General features: G+C 69.4%; 22 protein-coding genes. 13 read left to right on the forward strand and 9 right to left on the reverse strand.

The genetic code is table 11. The features are described from left to right. Position 1 precedes the first annotated feature (1 nt). Entirely contained in the window at positions 2 to 283 is a 282-nt protein-coding gene (locus tag DXZ73_RS24690; protein ID WP_116213244.1) for a DUF6881 domain-containing protein, read from the forward strand. A 120-nt stretch (positions 284 to 403) separates the two neighbouring features. Here DXZ73_RS24690 and DXZ73_RS24695 read toward each other — a convergent pair whose 3' ends face one another. Then, positions 404 to 616, reverse strand: a complete 213-nt coding sequence (locus tag DXZ73_RS24695) for a DUF397 domain-containing protein (RefSeq protein ID WP_116213245.1) — start codon at positions 614 to 616, stop codon at positions 404 to 406. Continuing rightward, positions 613 to 1,425, reverse strand: coding sequence for a helix-turn-helix domain-containing protein (locus tag DXZ73_RS24700; protein ID WP_116213246.1), 813 nt, complete (start codon positions 1,423 to 1,425; stop codon positions 613 to 615). The genes DXZ73_RS24695 and DXZ73_RS24700 overlap by 4 nt, the downstream gene beginning before the upstream one ends. Positions 1,426 to 1,747: 322 nt before the next feature. Here DXZ73_RS24700 and DXZ73_RS24705 point away from each other — a divergent pair, with 322 nt between their 5' ends. Together DXZ73_RS24705 and DXZ73_RS24710 are read left to right on the forward strand one after the other, a co-directional pair. Continuing rightward, the gene (locus DXZ73_RS24705) at positions 1,748 to 2,089 is read left to right on the forward strand and encodes a hypothetical protein (RefSeq protein ID WP_116213247.1); all 342 of its coding nucleotides are present in this window, start codon (positions 1,748 to 1,750) and stop codon (positions 2,087 to 2,089) included. A 104-nt stretch (positions 2,090 to 2,193) separates the two neighbouring features. After that, positions 2,194 to 2,589: a hypothetical protein gene (locus DXZ73_RS24710; protein WP_116213248.1), complete on the forward strand. Its 396-nt coding sequence runs from the start codon at positions 2,194 to 2,196 to the stop codon at positions 2,587 to 2,589. A 45-nt stretch (positions 2,590 to 2,634) separates the two neighbouring features. On the opposite strand, the gene DXZ73_RS24715 is transcribed toward DXZ73_RS24710, so the two are convergent. Then, a complete protein-coding gene (locus DXZ73_RS24715) occupies positions 2,635 to 3,000 on the reverse strand; it encodes a hypothetical protein (RefSeq protein WP_240351477.1) in 366 nt (121 codons plus the stop codon). 332 nt (positions 3,001 to 3,332) lie between these two features. Here DXZ73_RS24715 and DXZ73_RS24720 point away from each other — a divergent pair, with 332 nt between their 5' ends. The 6 genes from DXZ73_RS24720 (at position 3,333) to DXZ73_RS38325 (ending at position 8,384) form a co-directional block, all read left to right on the forward strand. Then, on the forward strand, positions 3,333 to 4,298 hold the full coding sequence (locus tag DXZ73_RS24720; protein ID WP_116213250.1) for a hypothetical protein: 966 nt from the start codon (positions 3,333 to 3,335) through the stop codon (positions 4,296 to 4,298). Between the two features lie 533 nt (positions 4,299 to 4,831). After that, on the forward strand, positions 4,832 to 5,839 hold the full coding sequence (locus DXZ73_RS24725) for an NlpC/P60 family protein (RefSeq protein ID WP_116213251.1): 1,008 nt from the start codon (positions 4,832 to 4,834) through the stop codon (positions 5,837 to 5,839). 195 nt (positions 5,840 to 6,034) lie between these two features. Beyond that, a complete protein-coding gene (locus DXZ73_RS24730; RefSeq protein WP_116213252.1) occupies positions 6,035 to 6,748 on the forward strand; it encodes a phosphatase PAP2 family protein in 714 nt (237 codons plus the stop codon). Between the two features lie 186 nt (positions 6,749 to 6,934). After that, positions 6,935 to 7,090 (forward strand): hypothetical protein, encoded by a 156-nt coding sequence (locus tag DXZ73_RS40640; protein WP_205519220.1) that lies wholly within the window; start codon positions 6,935 to 6,937, stop codon positions 7,088 to 7,090. 84 nt (positions 7,091 to 7,174) lie between these two features. Next, entirely contained in the window at positions 7,175 to 8,095 is a 921-nt protein-coding gene (locus tag DXZ73_RS24740; protein WP_162890315.1) for a hypothetical protein, read from the forward strand. 52 nt (positions 8,096 to 8,147) lie between these two features. After that, entirely contained in the window at positions 8,148 to 8,384 is a 237-nt protein-coding gene (locus tag DXZ73_RS38325; RefSeq protein WP_162889882.1) for a hypothetical protein, read from the forward strand. Between the two features lie 49 nt (positions 8,385 to 8,433). On the opposite strand, the gene DXZ73_RS24745 is transcribed toward DXZ73_RS38325, so the two are convergent. Then, positions 8,434 to 8,835, reverse strand: coding sequence for a metal-sensitive transcriptional regulator (locus tag DXZ73_RS24745; RefSeq protein ID WP_116213254.1), 402 nt, complete (start codon positions 8,833 to 8,835; stop codon positions 8,434 to 8,436). 273 nt (positions 8,836 to 9,108) lie between these two features. On the opposite strand from DXZ73_RS24745, the gene DXZ73_RS24750 reads away from it, so the two are divergent. Continuing rightward, a complete protein-coding gene (locus DXZ73_RS24750; RefSeq protein ID WP_116213255.1) occupies positions 9,109 to 9,729 on the forward strand; it encodes a DUF47 domain-containing protein in 621 nt (206 codons plus the stop codon). A gap of 6 nt (positions 9,730 to 9,735) precedes the next feature. Then, positions 9,736 to 10,734, forward strand: coding sequence for an inorganic phosphate transporter (locus DXZ73_RS24755; protein WP_116213256.1), 999 nt, complete (start codon positions 9,736 to 9,738; stop codon positions 10,732 to 10,734). Between the two features lie 108 nt (positions 10,735 to 10,842). Here DXZ73_RS24755 and pstB read toward each other — a convergent pair whose 3' ends face one another. The 4 genes from pstB to pstS form a co-directional block, all read right to left on the reverse strand. Continuing rightward, positions 10,843 to 11,622, reverse strand: a complete 780-nt coding sequence (gene pstB / locus DXZ73_RS24760; RefSeq protein ID WP_116213257.1) for a phosphate ABC transporter ATP-binding protein PstB — start codon at positions 11,620 to 11,622, stop codon at positions 10,843 to 10,845. A 26-nt stretch (positions 11,623 to 11,648) separates the two neighbouring features. Then, positions 11,649 to 12,716, reverse strand: coding sequence for a phosphate ABC transporter permease PstA (gene pstA, locus DXZ73_RS24765; protein WP_116215829.1), 1,068 nt, complete (start codon positions 12,714 to 12,716; stop codon positions 11,649 to 11,651). Positions 12,717 to 12,727: 11 nt separating this feature from the next. Beyond that, positions 12,728 to 13,711 carry a phosphate ABC transporter permease subunit PstC gene (gene pstC, locus DXZ73_RS24770; protein ID WP_116213258.1) on the reverse strand — a complete coding sequence of 328 codons (984 nt, stop codon included), beginning with the start codon at positions 13,709 to 13,711 and terminating at the stop codon, positions 12,728 to 12,730. A 111-nt stretch (positions 13,712 to 13,822) separates the two neighbouring features. After that, entirely contained in the window at positions 13,823 to 14,953 is a 1,131-nt protein-coding gene (pstS, locus tag DXZ73_RS24775; protein ID WP_116213259.1) for a phosphate ABC transporter substrate-binding protein PstS, read from the reverse strand. Between the two features lie 316 nt (positions 14,954 to 15,269). Here pstS and DXZ73_RS24780 point away from each other — a divergent pair, with 316 nt between their 5' ends. Beyond that, entirely contained in the window at positions 15,270 to 16,385 is a 1,116-nt protein-coding gene (locus DXZ73_RS24780) for an NlpC/P60 family protein (RefSeq protein ID WP_116213260.1), read from the forward strand. 418 nt (positions 16,386 to 16,803) lie between these two features. After that, positions 16,804 to 18,081 carry a response regulator gene (locus tag DXZ73_RS24785; protein WP_116213261.1) on the forward strand — a complete coding sequence of 426 codons (1,278 nt, stop codon included), beginning with the start codon at positions 16,804 to 16,806 and terminating at the stop codon, positions 18,079 to 18,081. A gap of 14 nt (positions 18,082 to 18,095) precedes the next feature. Here the strand turns inward: DXZ73_RS24785 and DXZ73_RS24790 are convergent, their stop codons facing one another. Continuing rightward, positions 18,096 to 18,476, reverse strand: coding sequence for a DUF2516 family protein (locus tag DXZ73_RS24790; protein WP_116215830.1), 381 nt, complete (start codon positions 18,474 to 18,476; stop codon positions 18,096 to 18,098). Between the last annotated feature and the right edge of the window lie 108 nt (positions 18,477 to 18,584).

Here is an 18,584-nt window from a genome sequence, read left to right on the forward strand (position 1 = left end):
CATGGATTACTGGAAGGTGACGTGGCACCACGATTTTGTCGAGGATCCGGTGGTGTTCTTCAGTGAGATCGGAAGTGACGGATATGAGACTCGAAAGATTCAGCAATACCGGGATGGCCGATTGCTCAAGGCGGATCAATTCCATGAGACCGGAGAAATCGGTCTCAGCGAGATCCCGGTGGGAAGTATTGAGGACGTTGTTGCGCAAGCGGAATTTTCCGCTACCGTGATCACCTCTGAGGAGTTCCAGGCGATTTGGGATCAAGCGGCCTGGTCTCGCTGAATCAGCAGGGAGAGCTCCTGTGTGTGGGAACCGTCCGGTCCCTGCGAAGGACGTGCACCGCTGTTAGGTCGCTCCCGGTGCTCCTGCTGACCGCGTTGGTTGCTGTCGATATCTGCCGCACTAACTGGCGCCGAGGCTCGCGCTCTTGATGCCGGCGAGGAATGACATCCATGCCGTTTGTGTGACGAGGAGCGCGGGGCCGTCGGGGTTCTTGCTGTCGCGTATGGGTATGGCGTTCGGTATGTTGTCGGCGATCTCTACGCATTCGCCGCCGTTGGGGCTGCTGTAGCTGCTCTTCCGCCACGTCGCAGCAAGGTCACTTGCTCGGGTCATGGGTCTAGCTCCTTCAAGTGGGAACTGATCAGGTCTGCCGACTCTTTGGGTGACAGGGCCACTGCCCGGAGGAGATCGTAAGCGCGCACCGCTTCTTTCACCTCGCTTGTGTCGGCAGTGGTTCCGCCTTGGGAGAAGCCGTCCACATGTAGTACGTCCGCGCCCTCGTCGAAGCTCAAGAGTGTGAACGGACCGAAAAGCCCAGCGTGAGCCGGCACGGTGTGAGGGATCACCTGGATGACGATGCGCGGTTCCTGTCCTGCCTCAAGCAGGCGGGCGAGTTGCTCCCTCATGACGTTCTTCCCGCCGATGTGGCGGTCGAGTGCGGGCTCGTCCATCACGAACCAGCACCGGAGGCCGCTTCCGAGCAGGCTCTGGCGTGACATGCGGGCTGCCACGAGGCCGTCCAGGTTGTCGGGTCGCACGGCTTCGAACAAGGCGCGCGCGTAGTCCTCTGTCTGCAACAAACCCGGGATCATCTGTGCTTGGAACGACCGCATGGTCGCCGCCGCCTGCTCCAACTCGACGTACCGAACGAACCACTTCGGGTACGCGTACCGCATGACCAGCGGGTACAGGCGCCCGAAGTGTCCGTCCGTGCCGAACGCCGCGTCGAGGCTCGCCGCCAGCTCCTTCGACGGCACCCGCTTCGCGTTCTCCACGTAGCTGATCATCGCCTGCGTCGAGAGCGCTTCCTTGGCTGTCTTCTCCTGTGACCACCCCGCCTTCGTGCGCATCCGCAGAGCCTCGGAGCCGAAGAACGCCAGCATGCTTGTGGTCGGGTCCGGCCGGTCGGCCTCAACGGTCATGGGCGGGGCCCCTTCCTGGTGCGGCCACGTACGTACGACAACTCTGGTGCCCCTACACCCGAGTTGCCCACCCGACAAGGGTGGAACACACGAAGGGTCGAACGAGTGACTGCTTCCTTGACGGAGCTCTGCGACCGCTTCGGCGCCGTTCTCGGCAGGCCGGTGAGGTACGTCGACGTTCCACTCGGCGGCGCCTGGCGGGCCGCCCTCGCGGATCTACGCCTGATGCCGCACGCATATCGCGTTGTGGGCCCAGAGCCGCCGCCATAAAGTCACCCGCATGTCCTTACGTCTTCGTATGCGTCAAGCACTGCCGGAAGCGATGCGCGCCCGTGACAAGGCCGCGGTGAGCGCCCTGCGCGCAACGCTTGCCGCGCTGGACAACGCCGAGGCGGTGCCCGTGGGAGAAGCCGAGCTTCGCGGCTCGGCCCTTGAGCATTCGCCTGCCGGTGTCGGCATCACCGAAGCAGCGCGGCGTGAGCTGAGCGAGCAGAGTGTCGTGGATGTCGTACGCGCCGAGGCCGCCGAGCGGCTGGAGGTCGCGGCGCAGTTGACTGCGCCCGCGCACGCCGACCGAGTCGCGCGGCTCCGCGCGGAGGCCGCCGTGCTGCTTCGCTTCCTCGACGGTCCCGGCACCGCTCGTAGTGCTAGGCCGTCCGGCTGAATGTGGGCCGCGAGTGTTTGGCCTTCTGTGGGTTGTCGGGACCGCGGGGGAGAAGCGCAGCACGATACGTCTGGGAGCGACAGGTCGACCAGGCAGGGAGCGTCATGAAAAGACTCGGGCAGGCGGTGACCTTCGCCGGGGCATGCGGTCTGGTGCTGATCGGTGCCGGAAGCGCGCGGGCGCAGACCAATCCGGACGGTTCCTTGCTGTCCACCGTGGCGGGAGCCGATCTCGGCACCCTCACCGAAACGGTGTCGGGCGTGGTCTGCAACAACCGTCTGGCCGATTTCCATTACAAATCGCCGGTGAGCGAGTCGCCGCATCCGTGCATCAACGGTCCGGTCCAGAGCGGGAACAGCGAGAACAGCAACAATTTCCTCAACCGCGGGAACCCGGTCGACAGCGGCAACATCGAGACTGCCGCCGGTTCCACGAACAGCCTCAACTCCGCCACGGGTTCGGAGCGCAACAGCAGGAACGACATCTCGACGATTCCCTAGGCCGTCCGCTCGGGCCCCGGTCTCGCCGGGGCCCGAGGCGTCGGCTCACAGGTGCAGGTCGCCGCCCGGGCCGATGTGCTGCTGGTGGTTGGAGCTGCCCGACGCGGCACCTGTGCCGGTGGACCCGGAGTTGACGGACCCGCTGTTGTTCGTCGGGCTGCCGCTGTTGCTGGGATTTCCGTTCAGCCGGACGTTCTGCGAGTCCTTGGTGTTGCCGCTGTTCACCGGTCCGTTGATGCACGTCCGGGCCCGGCCCTCGCAGACGAATCCGGCATAGAAGCGGATGTGCGTGTCGCCGTCGGCGCCGAACGGCCCGTCGCCCCAGGCCATGGCGGGCGACGCTCCGCCCCCGACCAGAAGCAGGCCGGAAAGACCTGTGACCGCCATCTTGATGCGACTGGTTCTCTTCACTGTGTGGTCCTGACCCTCGCGGTTGGCAAATCCCACAGCCTCCCTACCGGGAGTGCCCGTATCGACCAAGCCTCAGGAACGCGCGGCCTTCCGCGTTCACCCTCCCCGACCACCGTATTCACCGTGACGGCCCTGGCGATGAGGTCACCAAACCCCACTCTCGTTACCCATTCGGGTGATGTGGGTCAAGTGACCGCGTCCAGGCCGAAATTGTGCTTTACGGTGACGGCAGATGGGTTGCCTCGTCCAGACGCGAGGCGACCCCTGGTGGTGCTTGCGACACCGGTCCAGGGGTCTACACCCGGTATGCACCAACAGGAATAGGTACCGGAATGCTCCGGCATGCTATCGCGCCCGCGTCCTCCTTCACGCAGGTTGCCAACGAGATCATTCGCAGCCCGAAGCTGTCTTCGGACGCCGTACGGCTGCTCATCTGGCAGCTGTCCCTGCCGCCCGGCGTCGACCTGCCGCTGTGGCAAGTCGCGCAGCGGGCCGGGATCAAGACCACCGGGTTCATCCGTGCGAAGCGCGAGCTGGCCGCCGCCGGTTACTACCACGAGTGGCGCGAGCAGGGGTGGGGCGGGCGGTGGGCCACCGAGCAGCTCGTCTCCGGGGTGCCGCTCACCGCCGAGGAGGCCGACGCCGTGCGGGCGGGACAGCCGGGTGCGCAGATCCCGGCCGTCGGTCAGCCGGAGAGTCCGTCCGTCGGCCGTTACCAAGACAAAGACTCAGGGGAGAACACTCCCCAACCTCCCCACCCCGTCCCGCCTGAGCCGGACCCGGAGCCGACGCCAGACCCGGAACCGGCCCCGGAGCCGGAGCCGGACCCCGTACCCCCGTCAAAGCCTCAAGCCGACCCGCCCGACCGCTCGGCGTTCGTCCCCGCGCCCTTCGTCACACAAGGCGTCCACGCCCTCACCTCCGTCTCCCGCATCGAACGGCGGCTGCGGCTGACCGCCATGGACATCGCCCGCCTCGCGCCGCTCGCCGGGGAGTGGTTCCAGCGGGGCGCTTGTCTGGCGGAGGTCCGGGAGGCGCTGACCGGCGGGCTGCCCGATCATGTGCACTCCGCCGCCGGGATCATCCGGAATCGATTGCTCCGCAAGATGCCGGACGCTCCCACGTTCGCGGAACAACGCGCCGCCGAACAGCGCTTCGCGCCACCACCACCCGTACAGCCAAACGCGCCCGCTCCACCCGCTCATGACACCTCGGGCGCCGTGGCGGCCGCCCGCCGTGGCGCGGCCGCCGTACGGGCCGCGTTGCGCGGCGGGGACGCCGAGTTGGCTCCGGCTTAGCGCGTGAGGCTCACCCACGATTGGGTGCGGAAGTTCCCAGAACGCGCATGTGCGTTGCGAGTTGGGCAGTAGAGTGATCTGTGCGCACTGCGGTGCGCCTCCCCTCACGGATCGTCTCCGGTCCCCGGCCCTCGGGGCCCGGCCCGAACCTGAGGATGGTTGCCGACCGGGATTTCGGCAGCCGGTCTGAGGGGAGGCGCCCATGGGGCGTCGCGGGAAGCCGAAGCCATCCGTACGGCAGCGCGTCGAGGACCTTCTGGTCCGTGTCGCGCGAACGCTGGGGAGGTGGCTCAAGGGCTGACCTGAGCCCCCACATACGAGGCTCAGGCCGTAGCCCCTGGCTTTCGGCGTGGGCTCCCGCCTTACGGATTCCGGTCCCTGGGCGGGGGCCCTTCTTGCTTCACGGTACCGGATGACCGCCCCGGTGCGACATGGTCGGCACGATGCTCAGTTGCGCCGTACGCCGACGCTCCTCTCCCCAAGTCAAAGGAAATTGACGGATACGCGGCGGGCTCGTGGGGGAGGATTGCGGGGTGCGGAAGCTCTGGGTGGGCGTGGGTGTCGGGATCGGGATGTGCCTGTGTTTCATCGGGCTGCTCGTCGTCGGGGTGTACACGGCCGCCGCCAACCTGATGGGCACGGGCGGTGGGGGCTCGGTCGAGCTGGCGAAGGGCGCGGTTCCGGCGGAGTACCAGAAGCTCGTGCAGGACTGGGGGAACATCTGCCCCGCCCTGTCGCCGGCCATCCTCGCCGCGCAGATCTACTCGGAGAGCGGCTGGAACCCGAAGGCCGTGAGCCCCGCGAACGCCCAGGGGATAGCTCAGTTCATCCCCGAGACGTGGCAGGCCCACGCGATCGACGCCAACAAGGACGGCAAGCGGGACATCTGGGACCCCCAGGACGCCATCCCGTCGGCCGCCGTCTACGACTGCGAGCTCTCCCAGGACGTCAAGAGCGTGCCGGGCGACCTCTCGGACAACATGCTGGCCTCGTACAACGCGGGTGCGTACGCGGTCATCCAGCACCGCGGCGTGCCGCCGTACAACGAGACGCAGGGCTATGTGAAGGAGATCCGGACGCTCGCGAAGAGCTTCGCCAGGCCCGTGACCCGGGTGGCGCCCTCGCAGCAGGCGGCCGGGGCCATCTACTTCGCGCAGGAGAAGCTCGGGACGCCGTATCTGTGGGGCGGGGACGGCACCGCCGAGGACGGGGGGCGCTTCGACTGCTCGGGGCTCACCAAGGCCGCGTACGAGACGGTGGGGATCACCCTGCCGCGCGTCGCCAACGACCAGTGGAACGCGGGCGCGCACCCCAAGCGGGACGAGCTGCTCCCCGGGGACCTGGTCTTCTTCGCGCACGACCTGAACGACCCCCGCAGCATCCACCACGTGGGGCTCTATGTGGGCGGCGGGTACATGATCAACGCGCCGCACACGGGGGCGCTGATCAGGTTCGACAAGATCGACACACCGGACTACATCGGGGCGACTCGGGTCACCGAGGACGGCGCGAAGGCCCTGCCCAAGGCGAAGGGGGTCTGAACTCCGGACCCCGGACTGCAACGATGGGTCACCCTTCGATAACGTCCTGGTGATCATTGAGTGGAGAGTGGAACGCCCGGCCGGAGTGAGGCGTTCCATGAGAGTGGGAAAGCAGCGCCGCCGTTGGCGGGCGCAACGGACCACGGGGGTCGGCAGCTGGACGTAGCACGAGGCGACAGATAGGGGCCACGACACATGGCTGGACTCGCGGTGGGGCACCTCGTGTCGGAGGCCGGGGCCGGGCCGGGCCCCGACAACAGCTTGCTCTACGACATCAACGGCATCGCCAAGGCCGCCCCCAACTGGCTGGACCACGCCGTGGAGTTCATCGGCGAGTACGGGATCGTCCTGGGGTTCGCCGTGCTGATGCTCTGCGCCTGGTGGAGCGTCCGCAAGCGGGACGACGCGCCGGCCGTCGTGGCCGGGCTGCTGTGGGCGCCGCTGGCGGCCGGGATCGCGCTGCTCGTCAACATCCCGATCCGGGACTTCGTCAAGCGGCCCCGGCCCTTCGTCGACCACACCGGGCTGGACGTCCTCGTCAAGGGCAAGACCGACTACTCCTTCGTCAGCGATCACGCGACGTTGACGATGGCGCTCGGGGTGGGCCTCTTCGTCGCCAACCGCAAGTACGGGCTGATCGGTATCGGCCTCGCCTTCCTGGAAGGGTTCTGCCGGGTCTATATGGGCGTGCACTATCCGACCGACGTCATCGGGGGGCTCGCGCTCGGCACGGCGGTGGCTCTGCTGCTGGCTCCGCTGGCGATGATGCTTCTGACTCCGTTGGTGCGGAGGGTGGCGGGGTCTCGGGTGGGGTGGCTCGTGCGGTCTGGCGGAGCGGTTGCGCCTGTGGTGGCGGCTGCTGGTCGGCCTGAGCGGCCGGTGCACCGGGACAACGACCTGGCGGCGTAGGGCTCTGCCCTGGGGTCGGGTGCGTGTTCGGGTGCGGCCCGGCGGGCTTTGTTCCCCAGCCCCGCCCCTTCCCGGCTGCATCCGATATGCGGCTCCGCCGCGCGAGGGGCTCCGCCCCAGACCCCCGAAGCACGCTTCGCGCGCTGTCCTCAAACGCCGGACGGGCTGGGTCCTGGCGCCGTCGCCGTGTGGGACAGCGCGTCCTCGCGTGCGAGTGAGCGCGCTCTGCGGGCCGGGCCGCGCCAGCCGCAGGTGCAGCGGGCGCTGCAGAAGGATCCCGTCTCGCTGGTGCTGGTGGAGTGGGCCGCGGAGGCGTTCGCGGCTGCTGCTTCGGACACGTGACCACGCTACCCGGCCGTGACGGTGGCCACGGGGGGTCGTTGACAGTTACGGGTTCCACGGCGTACTGGCAGGGGGCTGACGGGCATGGTGGTGCGGCGGCAAGGACGCGGGGGCCGGGGTGCGGTCGTCGCCCACGTGACGGCGGGCGGCGTCGCCCTCGGCCTGCTGGTTTCCGGCTGTGCGGCGCAGGAGCAGCCGGAGCTGCGGGACGATCTGAAGAGTCTGAGCAGCCAGGCCCGCCAGGCGGACGACCCCGGCTGGGCCCGCGAGGCGCTGCACCGCGCCGCCCGGGTGCTCGCCGAGGCGGGCGGCGCGAAGGTGCGTACGTCGATGGAGACCGTCAGCGGCGGCACCCGGCTGACCATCCACGGGACGGGCGGCTACGACTTCGCCCGGCCGGCCGGTGAGTTGACGGTGCTGGTGCCCGCGGACGCGGCGGGCGCGGCCGAACACCGTGCCGTCACCGAGGTGTTCACCCCCGGCGCGCTCTTCATGAAGAACCGCGGGGCGGGCGTGCCCGCCGACAAGTGGGTGCGGCTTTCCACCCCCGCCTTCGCCGACGGCAATCTCCTCACCAACGGCGCCACGGACCCGCTCGCGGCGGCCGAACTGCTCGGCGGGGCGCGCGAGGTGTCATACATGAGGGACGAGCGGGTGGGCGGGGTCCGTGTGAAGCACTACTGGGGGACCATCGACCTCGGCCAGGCGGCGCGCGCCGCGCCGGAGCGGGACCGCGGTCCGCTGTCCGTGGCAGCGAAAGGGTTCTCCAGCGGCACGGTGGCGTTCGACGCGTATCTCGACGACCAGGGCCGGCTGCGGAGGCTCTCCCACCGGTTCAGCGTCGCAGGGGGCGCACGCGGGCGGGCGGGGGCTTCGGGCGGTCCTGCGGTCCCGATGACGGTCGTCTCGACCGTCGATCTCTCCGACTTCGGCACCAAGTTCGATGTGGTGCTTCCGGCTTCCGCCGATATCTATGCGGGGACCGTGGCTTCGCCGCGGAAATAACGCGGCGCGACGTGGTTGGCCATGGAAATGGTCCTTCTGTGCCATGCGCGCCATGTGTACCGATCACTACGCTGGTAAGCCGAAGAACCAAAAACCCGAGGAGGTGAATCACGTGGTCTCGCGACGCGGTTCGTCGGGTGGGCCGGATCCCGTGGCCCTCATCGAGATCGATCTCTACGGTGATTTGATGATCGCGGCCTCGAGCGCGGACGAGGACCGGCTGAGCCCCGACCGCATCGACGAGGTGCTGAAGGTCGTGCCCGCCGGGTCGGAGGCGCGGGGCGAATAGTCCCGCGCTCCGCCGGAGGCGCCCCGTCGAAGGCGCCCCTCGGCAGACGCTAGGTGCGCAGCAGTCGCGCGATCGCCGCGCTCGCCTCCGCCACCTTCGCGTCGATCTCGTCGCCGCCCTTGACCGCCGCGGCCGCCACGCAGTGGCGCAGGTGCTCCTGGAGCAGCTGGAGGGCGAAGGACTGGAGGGCCTTCGTGCTCGCCGACACCTGGGTGAGTATGTCGATGCAGTAGACGTCTTCCTCGACCATGCGCTGGAGGCCGCGGATCTGGCCCTCGATCCTGCGCAGGCGCTTGAGGTGCTGGTCCTTCTGGTCGCTGTAGCCGTGCGGGCCGTGACCGTGGTCGTGGCCGTGCCCCTGGACCTGCTCGGGCGATCCGTCCGCGCCGGCCGCCTCGCCGTGGCAGGGCGTGGCGCCGGTCGAGCCGGTGCCGGCTTCCGTGGTGGTCATGGCGTCCTCCGTCGTCCCTCCCCGGAGCTGAAGTCCGGGGTGCCCCAGGCGCCGGTGCGGTCCTCGGGCCAGGGGTTTCGCCCCTGTCGGTGCGGATACCCCACTCGCATACCCCCGGCAGGTATATGGTACAGAATTCGGTGGCCGGAGGCGGTACCTGCCTTCGTGAGCACTCTGCCCGATGGGCGACACTGAGGGAATGCCAGTTAGCCGTGGCTGGATGATGCGCCTAGCATCAACGAGACCGAATCCGCTGCACCCCGAGGATCCCACGTGCGCTTTCGTCTGACCCCCAGGGAGACGAGCTTCTACGACATGTTCGCCGCGTCCGCGGACAACATCGTCACGGGCTCCAAGCTCCTGATGGAACTGCTCGGAGCGGACACGTCCGCCCGAGCCGAGATCGCCGAGCGGATGCGGGCAGCGGAGCACGCTGGGGACGACGCGACCCACGCGATCTTCCACCAGCTGAACTCCTCCTTCATCACGCCTTTCGACCGCGAGGACATCTACAACCTCGCCTCGTCGCTCGACGACATCATGGACTTCATGGAGGAGGCCGTCGACCTGGTCGTTCTCTACCAGGTCGAGGAGCTTCCGAAGGGCGTCGAGCAGCAGATCGAGGTCCTCGCGCGGGCCGCCGAGCTCACTGCCGAGGCCATGCCCAACCTCCGGACCATGACAAACCTCACGGAGTACTGGATCGAGGTGAACCGGCTGGAGAACCAGGCGGACCAGATTCACCGCAAGCTCCTCGCCCAGCTCTTCAACGGCAAGTACGACGCCATCGAGGTCCTCAAGCTCAAGCAGATCGTGGATGTGCTGGAGGAGGCGGCCGACGCGTTCGAGCACGTCGCCAACACGGTCGAGACCATCGCGGTCAAGGAGTCCTGACCCCCGGTGGACACCTTCTCTCTCGTCGTGACCATCGCGGTCGCGCTCGGCTTCACCTATACGAACGGCTTCCACGACTCCGCGAACGCCATCGCGACCTCGGTCTCCACGCGGGCGCTGACCCCGCGGGCGGCCCTCGCGATGGCGGCGGTGATGAACCTCGCCGGTGCCTTCCTGGGCAGCGGCGTCGCCAAGACCGTCAGCGAGGGCCTGATCGCCACGCCGGAGGGCCAGAAGGGGATGGGAATCCTCTTCGCGGCGCTGGTGGGCGCGATCGCCTGGAACCTCATCACCTGGTACTTCGGGCTTCCGTCGTCCTCCTCGCACGCCCTGTTCGGCGGCATGGTGGGCGCGGCGCTCGCGGGCGGCACCACGGTGATCTGGTCGGGCGTGGTCGAGAAGGTCGTCATCCCGATGTTCCTCTCGCCCTTCGTCGGCCTGATCCTCGGCTATCTGGTGATGGTCGCGATCATGTGGATGTTCCGCAGGTCCAACCCGCACAAGGCCAAGCGCGGCTTCCGTATCGCGCAGACGGTGTCCGCGGCGGGCATGGCCCTCGGCCATGGCCTCCAGGACGCGCAGAAGACCATGGGCATCGTGGTGATGGCCCTGGTCATCGGCGATGTGCAGGGCAAGGGCGACGCGATCCCGCTGTGGGTCAAGCTCGCCTGCGCGCTGACGCTGTCCGCGGGTACGTACGCCGGTGGCTGGCGCATCATGCGGACGCTCGGGCGCCGGATCATCGAGCTGGACCCGCCGCAGGGGTTCGCGGCCGAGACGACCGCGGCGTCCGTCATGTACACCGCTTCGTTCATGTTCCACGCGCCGATCTCCACGACGCATGTCATCACTTCCGCGATCATGGGCGTGGGCTCGACGAAGGGCTCGCGGGCGGTGCGCTGGGGTGTCGCCAAGAACATCGTGATGGGCTGGTTCATCACGATGCCGGCCGCGGCGATCGTGGCGGCGTTCAGCTACTGGATCGTCCAGCTGGCGTTCGGGTAGCGCCGCTGCCCGCACTTGAACACTGATGGGCCCGTCCCCTTGGTACGAACAGGGGGACGGGCCCTTCGCCTTGCGGCGGCACCGCCATGCAGCGCCGTAAGGCGGTCTTTATCCGAAGCGGCCCGAGATGTAGTCCTCGGTGGCCTGGACGGACGGGTTGGAGAAGATGCGGGCCGTGTCGTCGATCTCGACCAGCTTGCCCGGCTGGCCCACGCCGGCCAGGTTGAAGAAGGCCGTGCGGTCCGAGACGCGCGCCGCCTGCTGCATGTTGTGCGTGACGATGACGATCGTGAACTGTTCCTTCAGCTCGCCGATCAGGTCCTCGATGGCGAGCGTGGAGATCGGGTCGAGCGCCGAGCAGGGCTCGTCCATCAGGAGCACCTGCGGCTCCACCGCGATCGCCCGCGCGATGCACAGGCGCTGCTGCTGGCCGCCGGAGAGGCCCGCTCCCGGCTTGTTCAGCCGGTCCTTGACCTCCTTCCAGAGGTTGGCGCCCTTGAGGGACTTCTCCACGATCGCGTCCATGTCGGCCTTGCGGACGCGGCCGCCGTTGAGGCGGATGCCCGCGGCCACGTTCTCGTAGATCGACATGGTCGGGAAGGGGTTCGGCCGCTGGAAGACCATGCCGACCGTGCGGCGCACGGAGACGGGGTCCACGCCGGGCCCGTAGAGGTTCTCGTCGTCGAGCATCACCTTGCCCTCGACGCGGCCGCCCGGGGTGACCTCGTGCATCCGGTTGAGGGTGCGGAGGAAGGTGGACTTGCCGCAGCCGGAGGGGCCGATGAAGGCGGTCACGGAGCGGGGCTCGACGGTCATCGAGATGTCCTCGATGGCCTTGTGGTTGCCGTAGTAGGCGTTGAGGCCGCCGACGTCGATGCGCTTGGCCATGGGAATCACTACTTTCGTGAGTCGCTTCAGCGACCGTGCTTGGGGGCCTTCCAGCGGGCGATGCCGCGGGCCACCAGGTTGAGGATCATGACGAAGGCGATGAGGACCAGGGCCGCCGCCCAGGCGCGGTCGTAGCTGGCCTCGTTGCCGGCCGCCCACTGCTCGTAGATGTAGTACGGCAGGGACGACTGGGCGCCGTCGAAGGGGTTGTTGTTGATCACCTGGGAGCCGAAGACCAGGAGGACGATGGGGGCGGTCTCACCGGCGATGCGGGCGACGGCCAGCGTCACGCCGGTGGCGATGCCGCCGATGGCCGTGGGCAGGACGACCTTGAGGATCGTGCGCCACTTCGGCACGCCGAGGGCGAGGGAGGCCTCGCGGAGCTCGTTCGGCACGAGCTTGAGCATCTCCTCGGTGGAGCGGACCACCACGGGCATCATCAGGATCGCCAGGGCCATCGACCCGGCGAAGCCGGAGTAGCCGAAGTCCAGCATGAGGATCCAGAAGCTCAGGACGAACAGGCCCGCGACGATCGACGGGACGCCCGTCATCACGTCCACGAAGAAGGTGACGACCTTGGCGAGCCGCCCGCGCCCGTACTCCACGAGGTAGATCGCGGTCAGCAGGCCGACCGGCGCCGCGATGGCGGTGGCGATGCCCACCTGCTCCAGGGTGCCGATGATCGCGTGGTAGACGCCGCCGCCGGGCTGGATCGTCAGCACGCCGGACATCGAGTGGGAGAGGAAGGAGCCGTCGAGGACCTTCGAGCCGCGCCCGACGGTCTCCCACGCCAGGGAGAGCAGCGGCACGACGGCGATCAGGAAGCAGACCCACACCAGACTGGTGGCCAGGCGGTCCTTGGCCTGGCGGCGGCCCTCGACCCGGGCGGCGAGGCCGTACATCCCGAGGACGAAGAGGAGCGCGGCGATCAGGCCCCACTGGATCCTGCTGCTCAGACCGGCGCCCAGGCCGATCGCGACGCCGACGGCGGCCGCGGTGATCGCGACGGCGGGCGGTGCCCAGCGGGGCAGCCGCGGCTGGCGCAGGCTGCTGCGGGGCTGCGGGGCGCGGTCTGCGACCTGCGGCTGCTCCATGGTCACGTCGCTCACTCCGAGTACTCCTTGCGACGCGCGATGATCAGCCGGGCCGCGCCGTTGACCAGCAGGGTCAGCACGAACAGGACGAGGCCGGAGGCGATCAGGGCGTCCTTGCCGATGTCACCGGACTCCTTGAAGCTGCTCGCGATGTTCTGCGCGAACGTGCCGCCGCCCGGGTCGAGCAGGCTCTTGTTGATGACGAAGCTGGGGGACAGGACGGTCGCGACGGCCATGGTCTCGCCGAGCGCGCGCCCCAGGCCGAGCATCGAGGCGCTGATGACCCCGGACCGGCCGAAGGGGAGGACCGACATCCGGATGACTTCCCAGCGGGTGGCGCCGAGCGCGAGCGCGGCCTCCTCGTGCATCTTCGGGGCCTGGAGGAAGACCTCGCGGCTGACGCTGGTGACGATCGGCAGGATCATGATCGCCAGCAGGATGCCGATGGTGAAGAGCGAGCGGGCGGCGCCGTCGTGGTAGGCGAGGACGCCGGTCCACCCGAAGTAGTCGTCGAGCCAGCTGTAGAACCCGCCGAGGTGCGGCACCAGGAAGAGGGCGCCCCACAGGCCGTACACGATGGACGGGACGGCGGCGAGCAGGTCGATCACGTACGCGACCGGCGCGGCGATCCGGCGCGGCGCGTAGTGGGAGATGAAGAGCGCGACGCCGATGGCGACGGGGACCGCGATGAGCATCGCGATCAGCGAGCTGACGATCGTGCCGAACGCCAGGACCGCGATGCCGAAGACCGGCGGGGTGGCGTTGGCGTTCCACTCGAAGGTGGTGAAGAAGTTGCCGTGGTCGTGCGAGAGGGCGCTGGCGGCCCGGACGGTGAGGAAGACCGCGATGGCGGCCATGATCACCAGCAGCAGGATCCCGGAGCCCCGGGAGAGGGCGAGGAAGACGCGGTCACCGGCGCGGGTGGCCGCCTTCGCCCGCCCGGCGGGGGCGGCGGGGCCCGGTGGGCCTGCTGCGGTCGTGCTGGTTATGTCCATGGGGTTTTCTCCGGTCTGCGGAGGCGGCCGGACCTCGGCCCGCTCTCCTGGCGCGGCGGTGCACCGGACGGTGCGGCCGGATGCCCGCTGGGGGTCCGGCCGCACACGGGGTTACGAGATGGTCGCGACGTTCTCGCGGACCTTCTTCGCGATCTCGGCGGGCAGCGGGGCGTAGCCGAGGCCCTTGAGGACGGACTGGCCGTCCTCGCTTGCGATGTAGGTCAGGAAGGACTTGGTGGCGGCCAGGGTGTCGGCCTTGTTGCCCTTGTCCCCGACGATCTCGTACGTCACCAGGGTGATCGGGTAGGCGCCCTCGGCCTTGGTGTTGTAGTTGAGCTTCAGGGCGAGGTCCTGGCCGGTGCCGGTGATCTTCGCCTCGGCGATGGCCTTGGAGGCGTTGTCCGAGGTGGCCTCGACCGGGGCGGCGGCGCCGGTGTTGAGCTTCACCGTCTTGATCGAGTTGGCGGTGGCGTAGGACAGCTCGAAGTACGAGATGGCGCCCTCGGTCTGCTTGACCTGCGAGGAGACACCGGCGGAGCCGTCCGCGGACTGACCGCCCTTGGCGGCCCAGGCCTTGGCGGGCGCGTAGGGCCACGACTTGTCGGCGGTGGCCTTGAGGTACTTCGTGAAGTTGTCCGTGGTGCCGGACTCGTCCGAGCGGTGGAACGCCTGGATCTTGGTGCCGGGGAGCTTGGCGTCCTTGTTGAGCTTGGCGATCGCCGGGTCGTCCCACTTCTCGATCTTGCCGTCGAAGATCTTGGCGAGGGTGTCCGCGTCCAGGACCAGGTTGTCCACGCCCGAGAGGTGGTAGCCGATCGCGATGGGGCCGCCGACCATCGGGAGGTTGATGCCCTGGCCGCCCTTGACGACGTCCTTGGACTTGGCGACCTCCTCCGGCTTCAGGGCCGAGTCGGAGCCCGCGAAGGCGGTCTTGCCCTGGAGGAACTCCTGGATGCCCGCGCCGGAGCCGGTGGGCTTGTAGTTGATCTGGATGTCCTTGCAGGCCGCCATGAAGTTCTTGACCCAGAGGTCCATGGCGTTCTTCTGCGCGGACGAGCCCGAGGCCAGCAGCTGGCCCTTGCCGTCGCACTTGATGTTGCCGGCGGCCTTGGTGGCGCCACCGCTGCCGGTGTCGCTGCCGCTGTTGTTGTCAGAACCGCACGCCGTGAGGACCAGGGCGCCGGAGACGGCGATGGCGCCGAAGGCGACGGCGCGGAGCCGGTTCTTGCGCTGAAGCTTCACTTTTCGGGAGTTCCTTCCGGGAGCCGCCGCTGGGGCGGCGTGCGAGAGGTGGTGGTGCGGTCCGGCCGTTCGCCGCGGCCCCGGATTTCCGGGACCCCGCACCCTCTACGACCGAAATTAGGCAGAACAGGTGAAGCGGTCGAAGGGTGAGAGTGAACGGAGGGTGAACCTCACCGGTCAGGGTGGTAGCCGGGCGCACGGCTTGATTCTCCACAGTGTGACGCAGATCTCTGTCCGTTTGCGGGCGGCCGTGGCAGCATCCGTTTCTCGCGTGACGGCATGTCAGACCTGAGGGCGGAAGCCGCGGAGGTGGCCTGTGAGGTGGCACGGCAGGGGTGCGAGCGGCGGGGACGGGGATACGGGGACACCGGGCGGCGGTCGCCTGATCGCGACGACCGCCCTGGTCTGTGTGGCGGCCGTGGCGGGGGTGACGGTGCTGTCCAGTGCGGCGTACGCGGACCCGAAGCCCCCGCCGCGCAGCCTGGAGGACGTCCACAAGGAGGTGGAGGGCCTCTACCGGCAGGCGGAGGCCGCCACGGACGCGTACAACGCGGCCGGTGAGGAACAGCGCCTCCAGGAGAAGTCGATCGCCGACCTCGCCCGGTCCGCGGCCGCCGCGCAGGAGCGGATGAACCGGCTCAAGGACCAGGCGGGCGCCCTGGCCCGCGCCCAGTACCGCGACGGCAGCATGCCGCCCCAGGCCCGGCTCTTCCTCTCCGCCTCCCCGCAGACCTTCCTCGACGGGATCGCGCTCGCCCACAAGGGCGAGGCGGCGACCCGGGGCGTGATCGCGCAGGTCGCCGCCACGCAGAAGGCCCTCGACGGCTACGCCAAGGCCGCGAGCGAGCGCTGGAAGGCGCTGGACGGCGAGCGCCGGAAGAAGGAGTCGGCGAAGAAGGAGATCGAGGCGAAGCTGGCCGCGGCCAAGGAGCTGGAGTCACGGCTGGAGGAGAAGGAGAAGGAGCGCCTGCGGAAACTGGAGGAGGACCGCGCCCGCCAGGAGCAGCAGAAGTGGCTCGCCTCCGAGCCGGCCAAGGGCGTCACCGTCAAGGAGGCCCTCCAGGACTCCGGGGCCGCGGCGACCGACGAGGGCAAGCGGGCGGTCGCCTTCGCGACGGCCCAGATAGGCAAGAACTACGTGTGGGGCGCGGAGGGGCCGGACACCTACGACTGCTCCGGGCTGACGCTCAAGTCGTGGTCCGCGGCCGGGCGGGCCATCCCGCGGACCTCGCAGGAGCAGTGGCGCCAGCTCCCCAAGGTCGACGTCAAGGACATGCGGCCGGGGGACCTGATCATCTACTTCGCGGACGCGAGCCATGTGGGGATGTACGTGGGGGACGGCACGATTGTGCATGCGCCGCGGCCGGGGCGGCAGGTGACTCTGGCGGGGGCGGGGTCGATGCCGATTCTTGGGGTCGTGCGGCCGGGGTGACGGCTCTTGGGTGCGGGTCCGTTGCCGCCTGCGGCGGGCTTTCCCCCACCCCGCCCCTTCCCGAAACCGGGGCCCGTGCCCCAGACCCCCGGCTGCCGGTCCGTTGCGCCTGCGGCGGAGCGCCCTGCGGGCGCGTCCTCAATCGCCGGACGGGCTGGATTCGCGCACCCATGGGGAAAGCCCGCCGCAGGCGAAAGCCGCACATATGACCGGTGTGACCCGGGCCACTCCCTGGGGTGATGTTTCTCATTGCGTGTTTCTCCCCTCACGCGCCAAATGCCGCCCGGGCAAGCGCATATGACAGCGGCGAGTGGCTCCGTTCCATTCCGTTCGAACGTGTCGGCCGCTAGGGTCGCGTTCGGCGCCCACCGATCGGGGGGTGCCGTGTTCCCGGGGGGAACGGAAGGAAGCCGTCACCATGTCCGTACCCGCGCCGAGGCCCGCGGAGGCGCCCCCGCTCGACGCCGGGCTGACCCTGCTGGTGATCGAGAGCGACCCCGGCGGCTCGCTGTCCATGCCCGAGATGGCCGAGATGTCGGGCCCGGCGGGCAAGCCCGTCCGGATCCGTACCGCCCGCAACCTCACCGAGGCCGAGCGGCTGCTCACCGACGACGTGCACTGCATCCTTCTCGACCTCGCCCTCCCCGCCCCCGACCGGGTCTGCGAACCGGCCTGCGTCACTGTCGGCTGCGCCGGCGGCGGCGAGCCGCACCCGGCGGAGGCCCGGGACGAGCTGGACACCCTGCGCCAGGTGCTGCGCCTCGCGCCCCGGCACGCCGTCCTCGCGCTCACCGCGGAGACCGACGCCGAGCGCGCCGCCGAGGCCGTACGCGTGGGGGCGCAGGACTACCTCTTCCGCGACGAGCTCGACGGGCGGGTGCTCAGCCGCGCCATCCGCTATGCCGTCGAGCGCAAGCGCGCGGACCTCGCCCAGCGCCAGCTCACCGAGTCCCGGCTGCGCGCCCAGGAGAACGCCCGGCTGGAGCGCGGCCTGCTGCCGACCCCGCTGCTGGCCGGCTCGGACCTGCGCTTCGCCGCCCGCTACCGGCCGGGCCGCAGCCGCGCCCTGCTCGGCGGCGACTTCTACGACACCGTACGGACGCCCGACGGCACCGTGCACGCGATGATCGGCGACGTCAGCGGCCACGGCCCGGACGAGGCCGCGCTCGGCGTCGAACTCCGCATAGCGTGGCGGGCCTTGACGCTCGCCGGGCTGTGCGGCGACGAGCTGCTCTCCACCCTCCAGCAGGTGCTGGAGCACGAGCGCGCGGACGAGGAGACGTTCGCGACGCTGTGTGCCGTCGACATATCGCCCGACGGGCGCCGCGCGGGCCTGAGCCTGGCGGGCCACCCGGCGCCCCTGCTCGTACGCCCCGGACAGGCCCCGAGCCTGCTGCCGCAGGACAGCGGCGGCCCGGCGCTCGGGCTGCTCCGGCGCGCCCGCTGGCCGCGCAGGCAGATCGAACTGGGCGGCCGCTGGAGCCTGATGATGTACACCGACGGCCTGATCGAGGGCAGGATCGGGGCGGGTACGCAGCGCCTCGGCCAGGAGGGCATCGTCGAGCTGGTCACCCGTCAGGTCAAGGAGGGCCTGAGCGGCGAGGAGCTGCTCGACGCGGCGGTGACGGAGGTGCGCGCGCTGAACGGCGGCGAGTTGACGGACGACCTGGCGGTGCTCCTGCTGGACCGGGGCTAGCCGACGCCGGCCGGTCAGAACCCCCGGCCCGGCCCCCGCCGCTTCGGCCAGCTCCGGCGGCCGTTGATCCGCTTGAGCGTGGCCCGCACTTCCACGTAGTAGACGATGGTGGCGATGAGCGCGGCGAGGATCAGGAGGAAGCCGAGGCCGCCGAAGATCCCCGCCAGGGCGGCCCATCCGCCGCCCAGATAGCGCGCCGACGGCAGCCCCGAGACGAGCGCCGCCAGGGCCATGACGGTGATCCAGAAGCGCTTCGTCTGCTTGTCGGTCGCGCGGAAGGCGTCCTCGCGGGTGGTCGCGGCGTCGACGACCGCCGCGAGCGCGAACAGGCACAGCACCCTGGGCAGCCACTCCGCGAGCCAGCCGATGGCGCTGCCGAACCCGTCAACCAACACGTGGCTCACCTCAAGGTCGTTCCGTTACGGGCGCTTGCGCCCGCCACGGTACCGGGAGAACGGTCCGGGCACGTGACACACGCCCCGGGCCGCTCCCCGGCCCCGCCT

Source organism: Streptoverticillium olivoreticuli subsp. olivoreticuli (assembly GCF_003391135.1).
GTDB lineage: Bacteria > Actinomycetota > Actinomycetes > Streptomycetales > Streptomycetaceae > Streptomyces > Streptomyces blastmyceticus.

Coding starts and splice junctions, on each gene's coding strand:
- pstB (WP_116213257.1), bottom strand. CDS start 11,622: ATGGCCAAGCGCATCGACGTCGGCGGCCTCAACGCCTACTACGGCAAC.
- pstC (WP_116213258.1), bottom strand. CDS start 13,711: ATGGACATAACCAGCACGACCGCAGCAGGCCCACCGGGCCCCGCCGCC.
- DXZ73_RS24740 (WP_162890315.1), top strand. CDS start 7,175: ATGGTGGTGCGGCGGCAAGGACGCGGGGGCCGGGGTGCGGTCGTCGCC.
- DXZ73_RS24690 (WP_116213244.1), top strand. CDS start 2: ATGGATTACTGGAAGGTGACGTGGCACCACGATTTTGTCGAGGATCCG.
- DXZ73_RS24785 (WP_116213261.1), top strand. CDS start 16,804: ATGTCCGTACCCGCGCCGAGGCCCGCGGAGGCGCCCCCGCTCGACGCC.
- pstA (WP_116215829.1), bottom strand. CDS start 12,716: ATGGAGCAGCCGCAGGTCGCAGACCGCGCCCCGCAGCCCCGCAGCAGC.
- DXZ73_RS24730 (WP_116213252.1), top strand. CDS start 6,035: ATGGCTGGACTCGCGGTGGGGCACCTCGTGTCGGAGGCCGGGGCCGGG.
- DXZ73_RS24700 (WP_116213246.1), bottom strand. CDS start 1,425: ATGACCGTTGAGGCCGACCGGCCGGACCCGACCACAAGCATGCTGGCG.
- DXZ73_RS24705 (WP_116213247.1), top strand. CDS start 1,748: ATGCGCGCCCGTGACAAGGCCGCGGTGAGCGCCCTGCGCGCAACGCTT.
- DXZ73_RS24710 (WP_116213248.1), top strand. CDS start 2,194: ATGAAAAGACTCGGGCAGGCGGTGACCTTCGCCGGGGCATGCGGTCTG.
- DXZ73_RS38325 (WP_162889882.1), top strand. CDS start 8,148: ATGTGTACCGATCACTACGCTGGTAAGCCGAAGAACCAAAAACCCGAG.
- DXZ73_RS24720 (WP_116213250.1), top strand. CDS start 3,333: ATGCTCCGGCATGCTATCGCGCCCGCGTCCTCCTTCACGCAGGTTGCC.
- DXZ73_RS24695 (WP_116213245.1), bottom strand. CDS start 616: ATGACCCGAGCAAGTGACCTTGCTGCGACGTGGCGGAAGAGCAGCTAC.
- DXZ73_RS24745 (WP_116213254.1), bottom strand. CDS start 8,835: ATGACCACCACGGAAGCCGGCACCGGCTCGACCGGCGCCACGCCCTGC.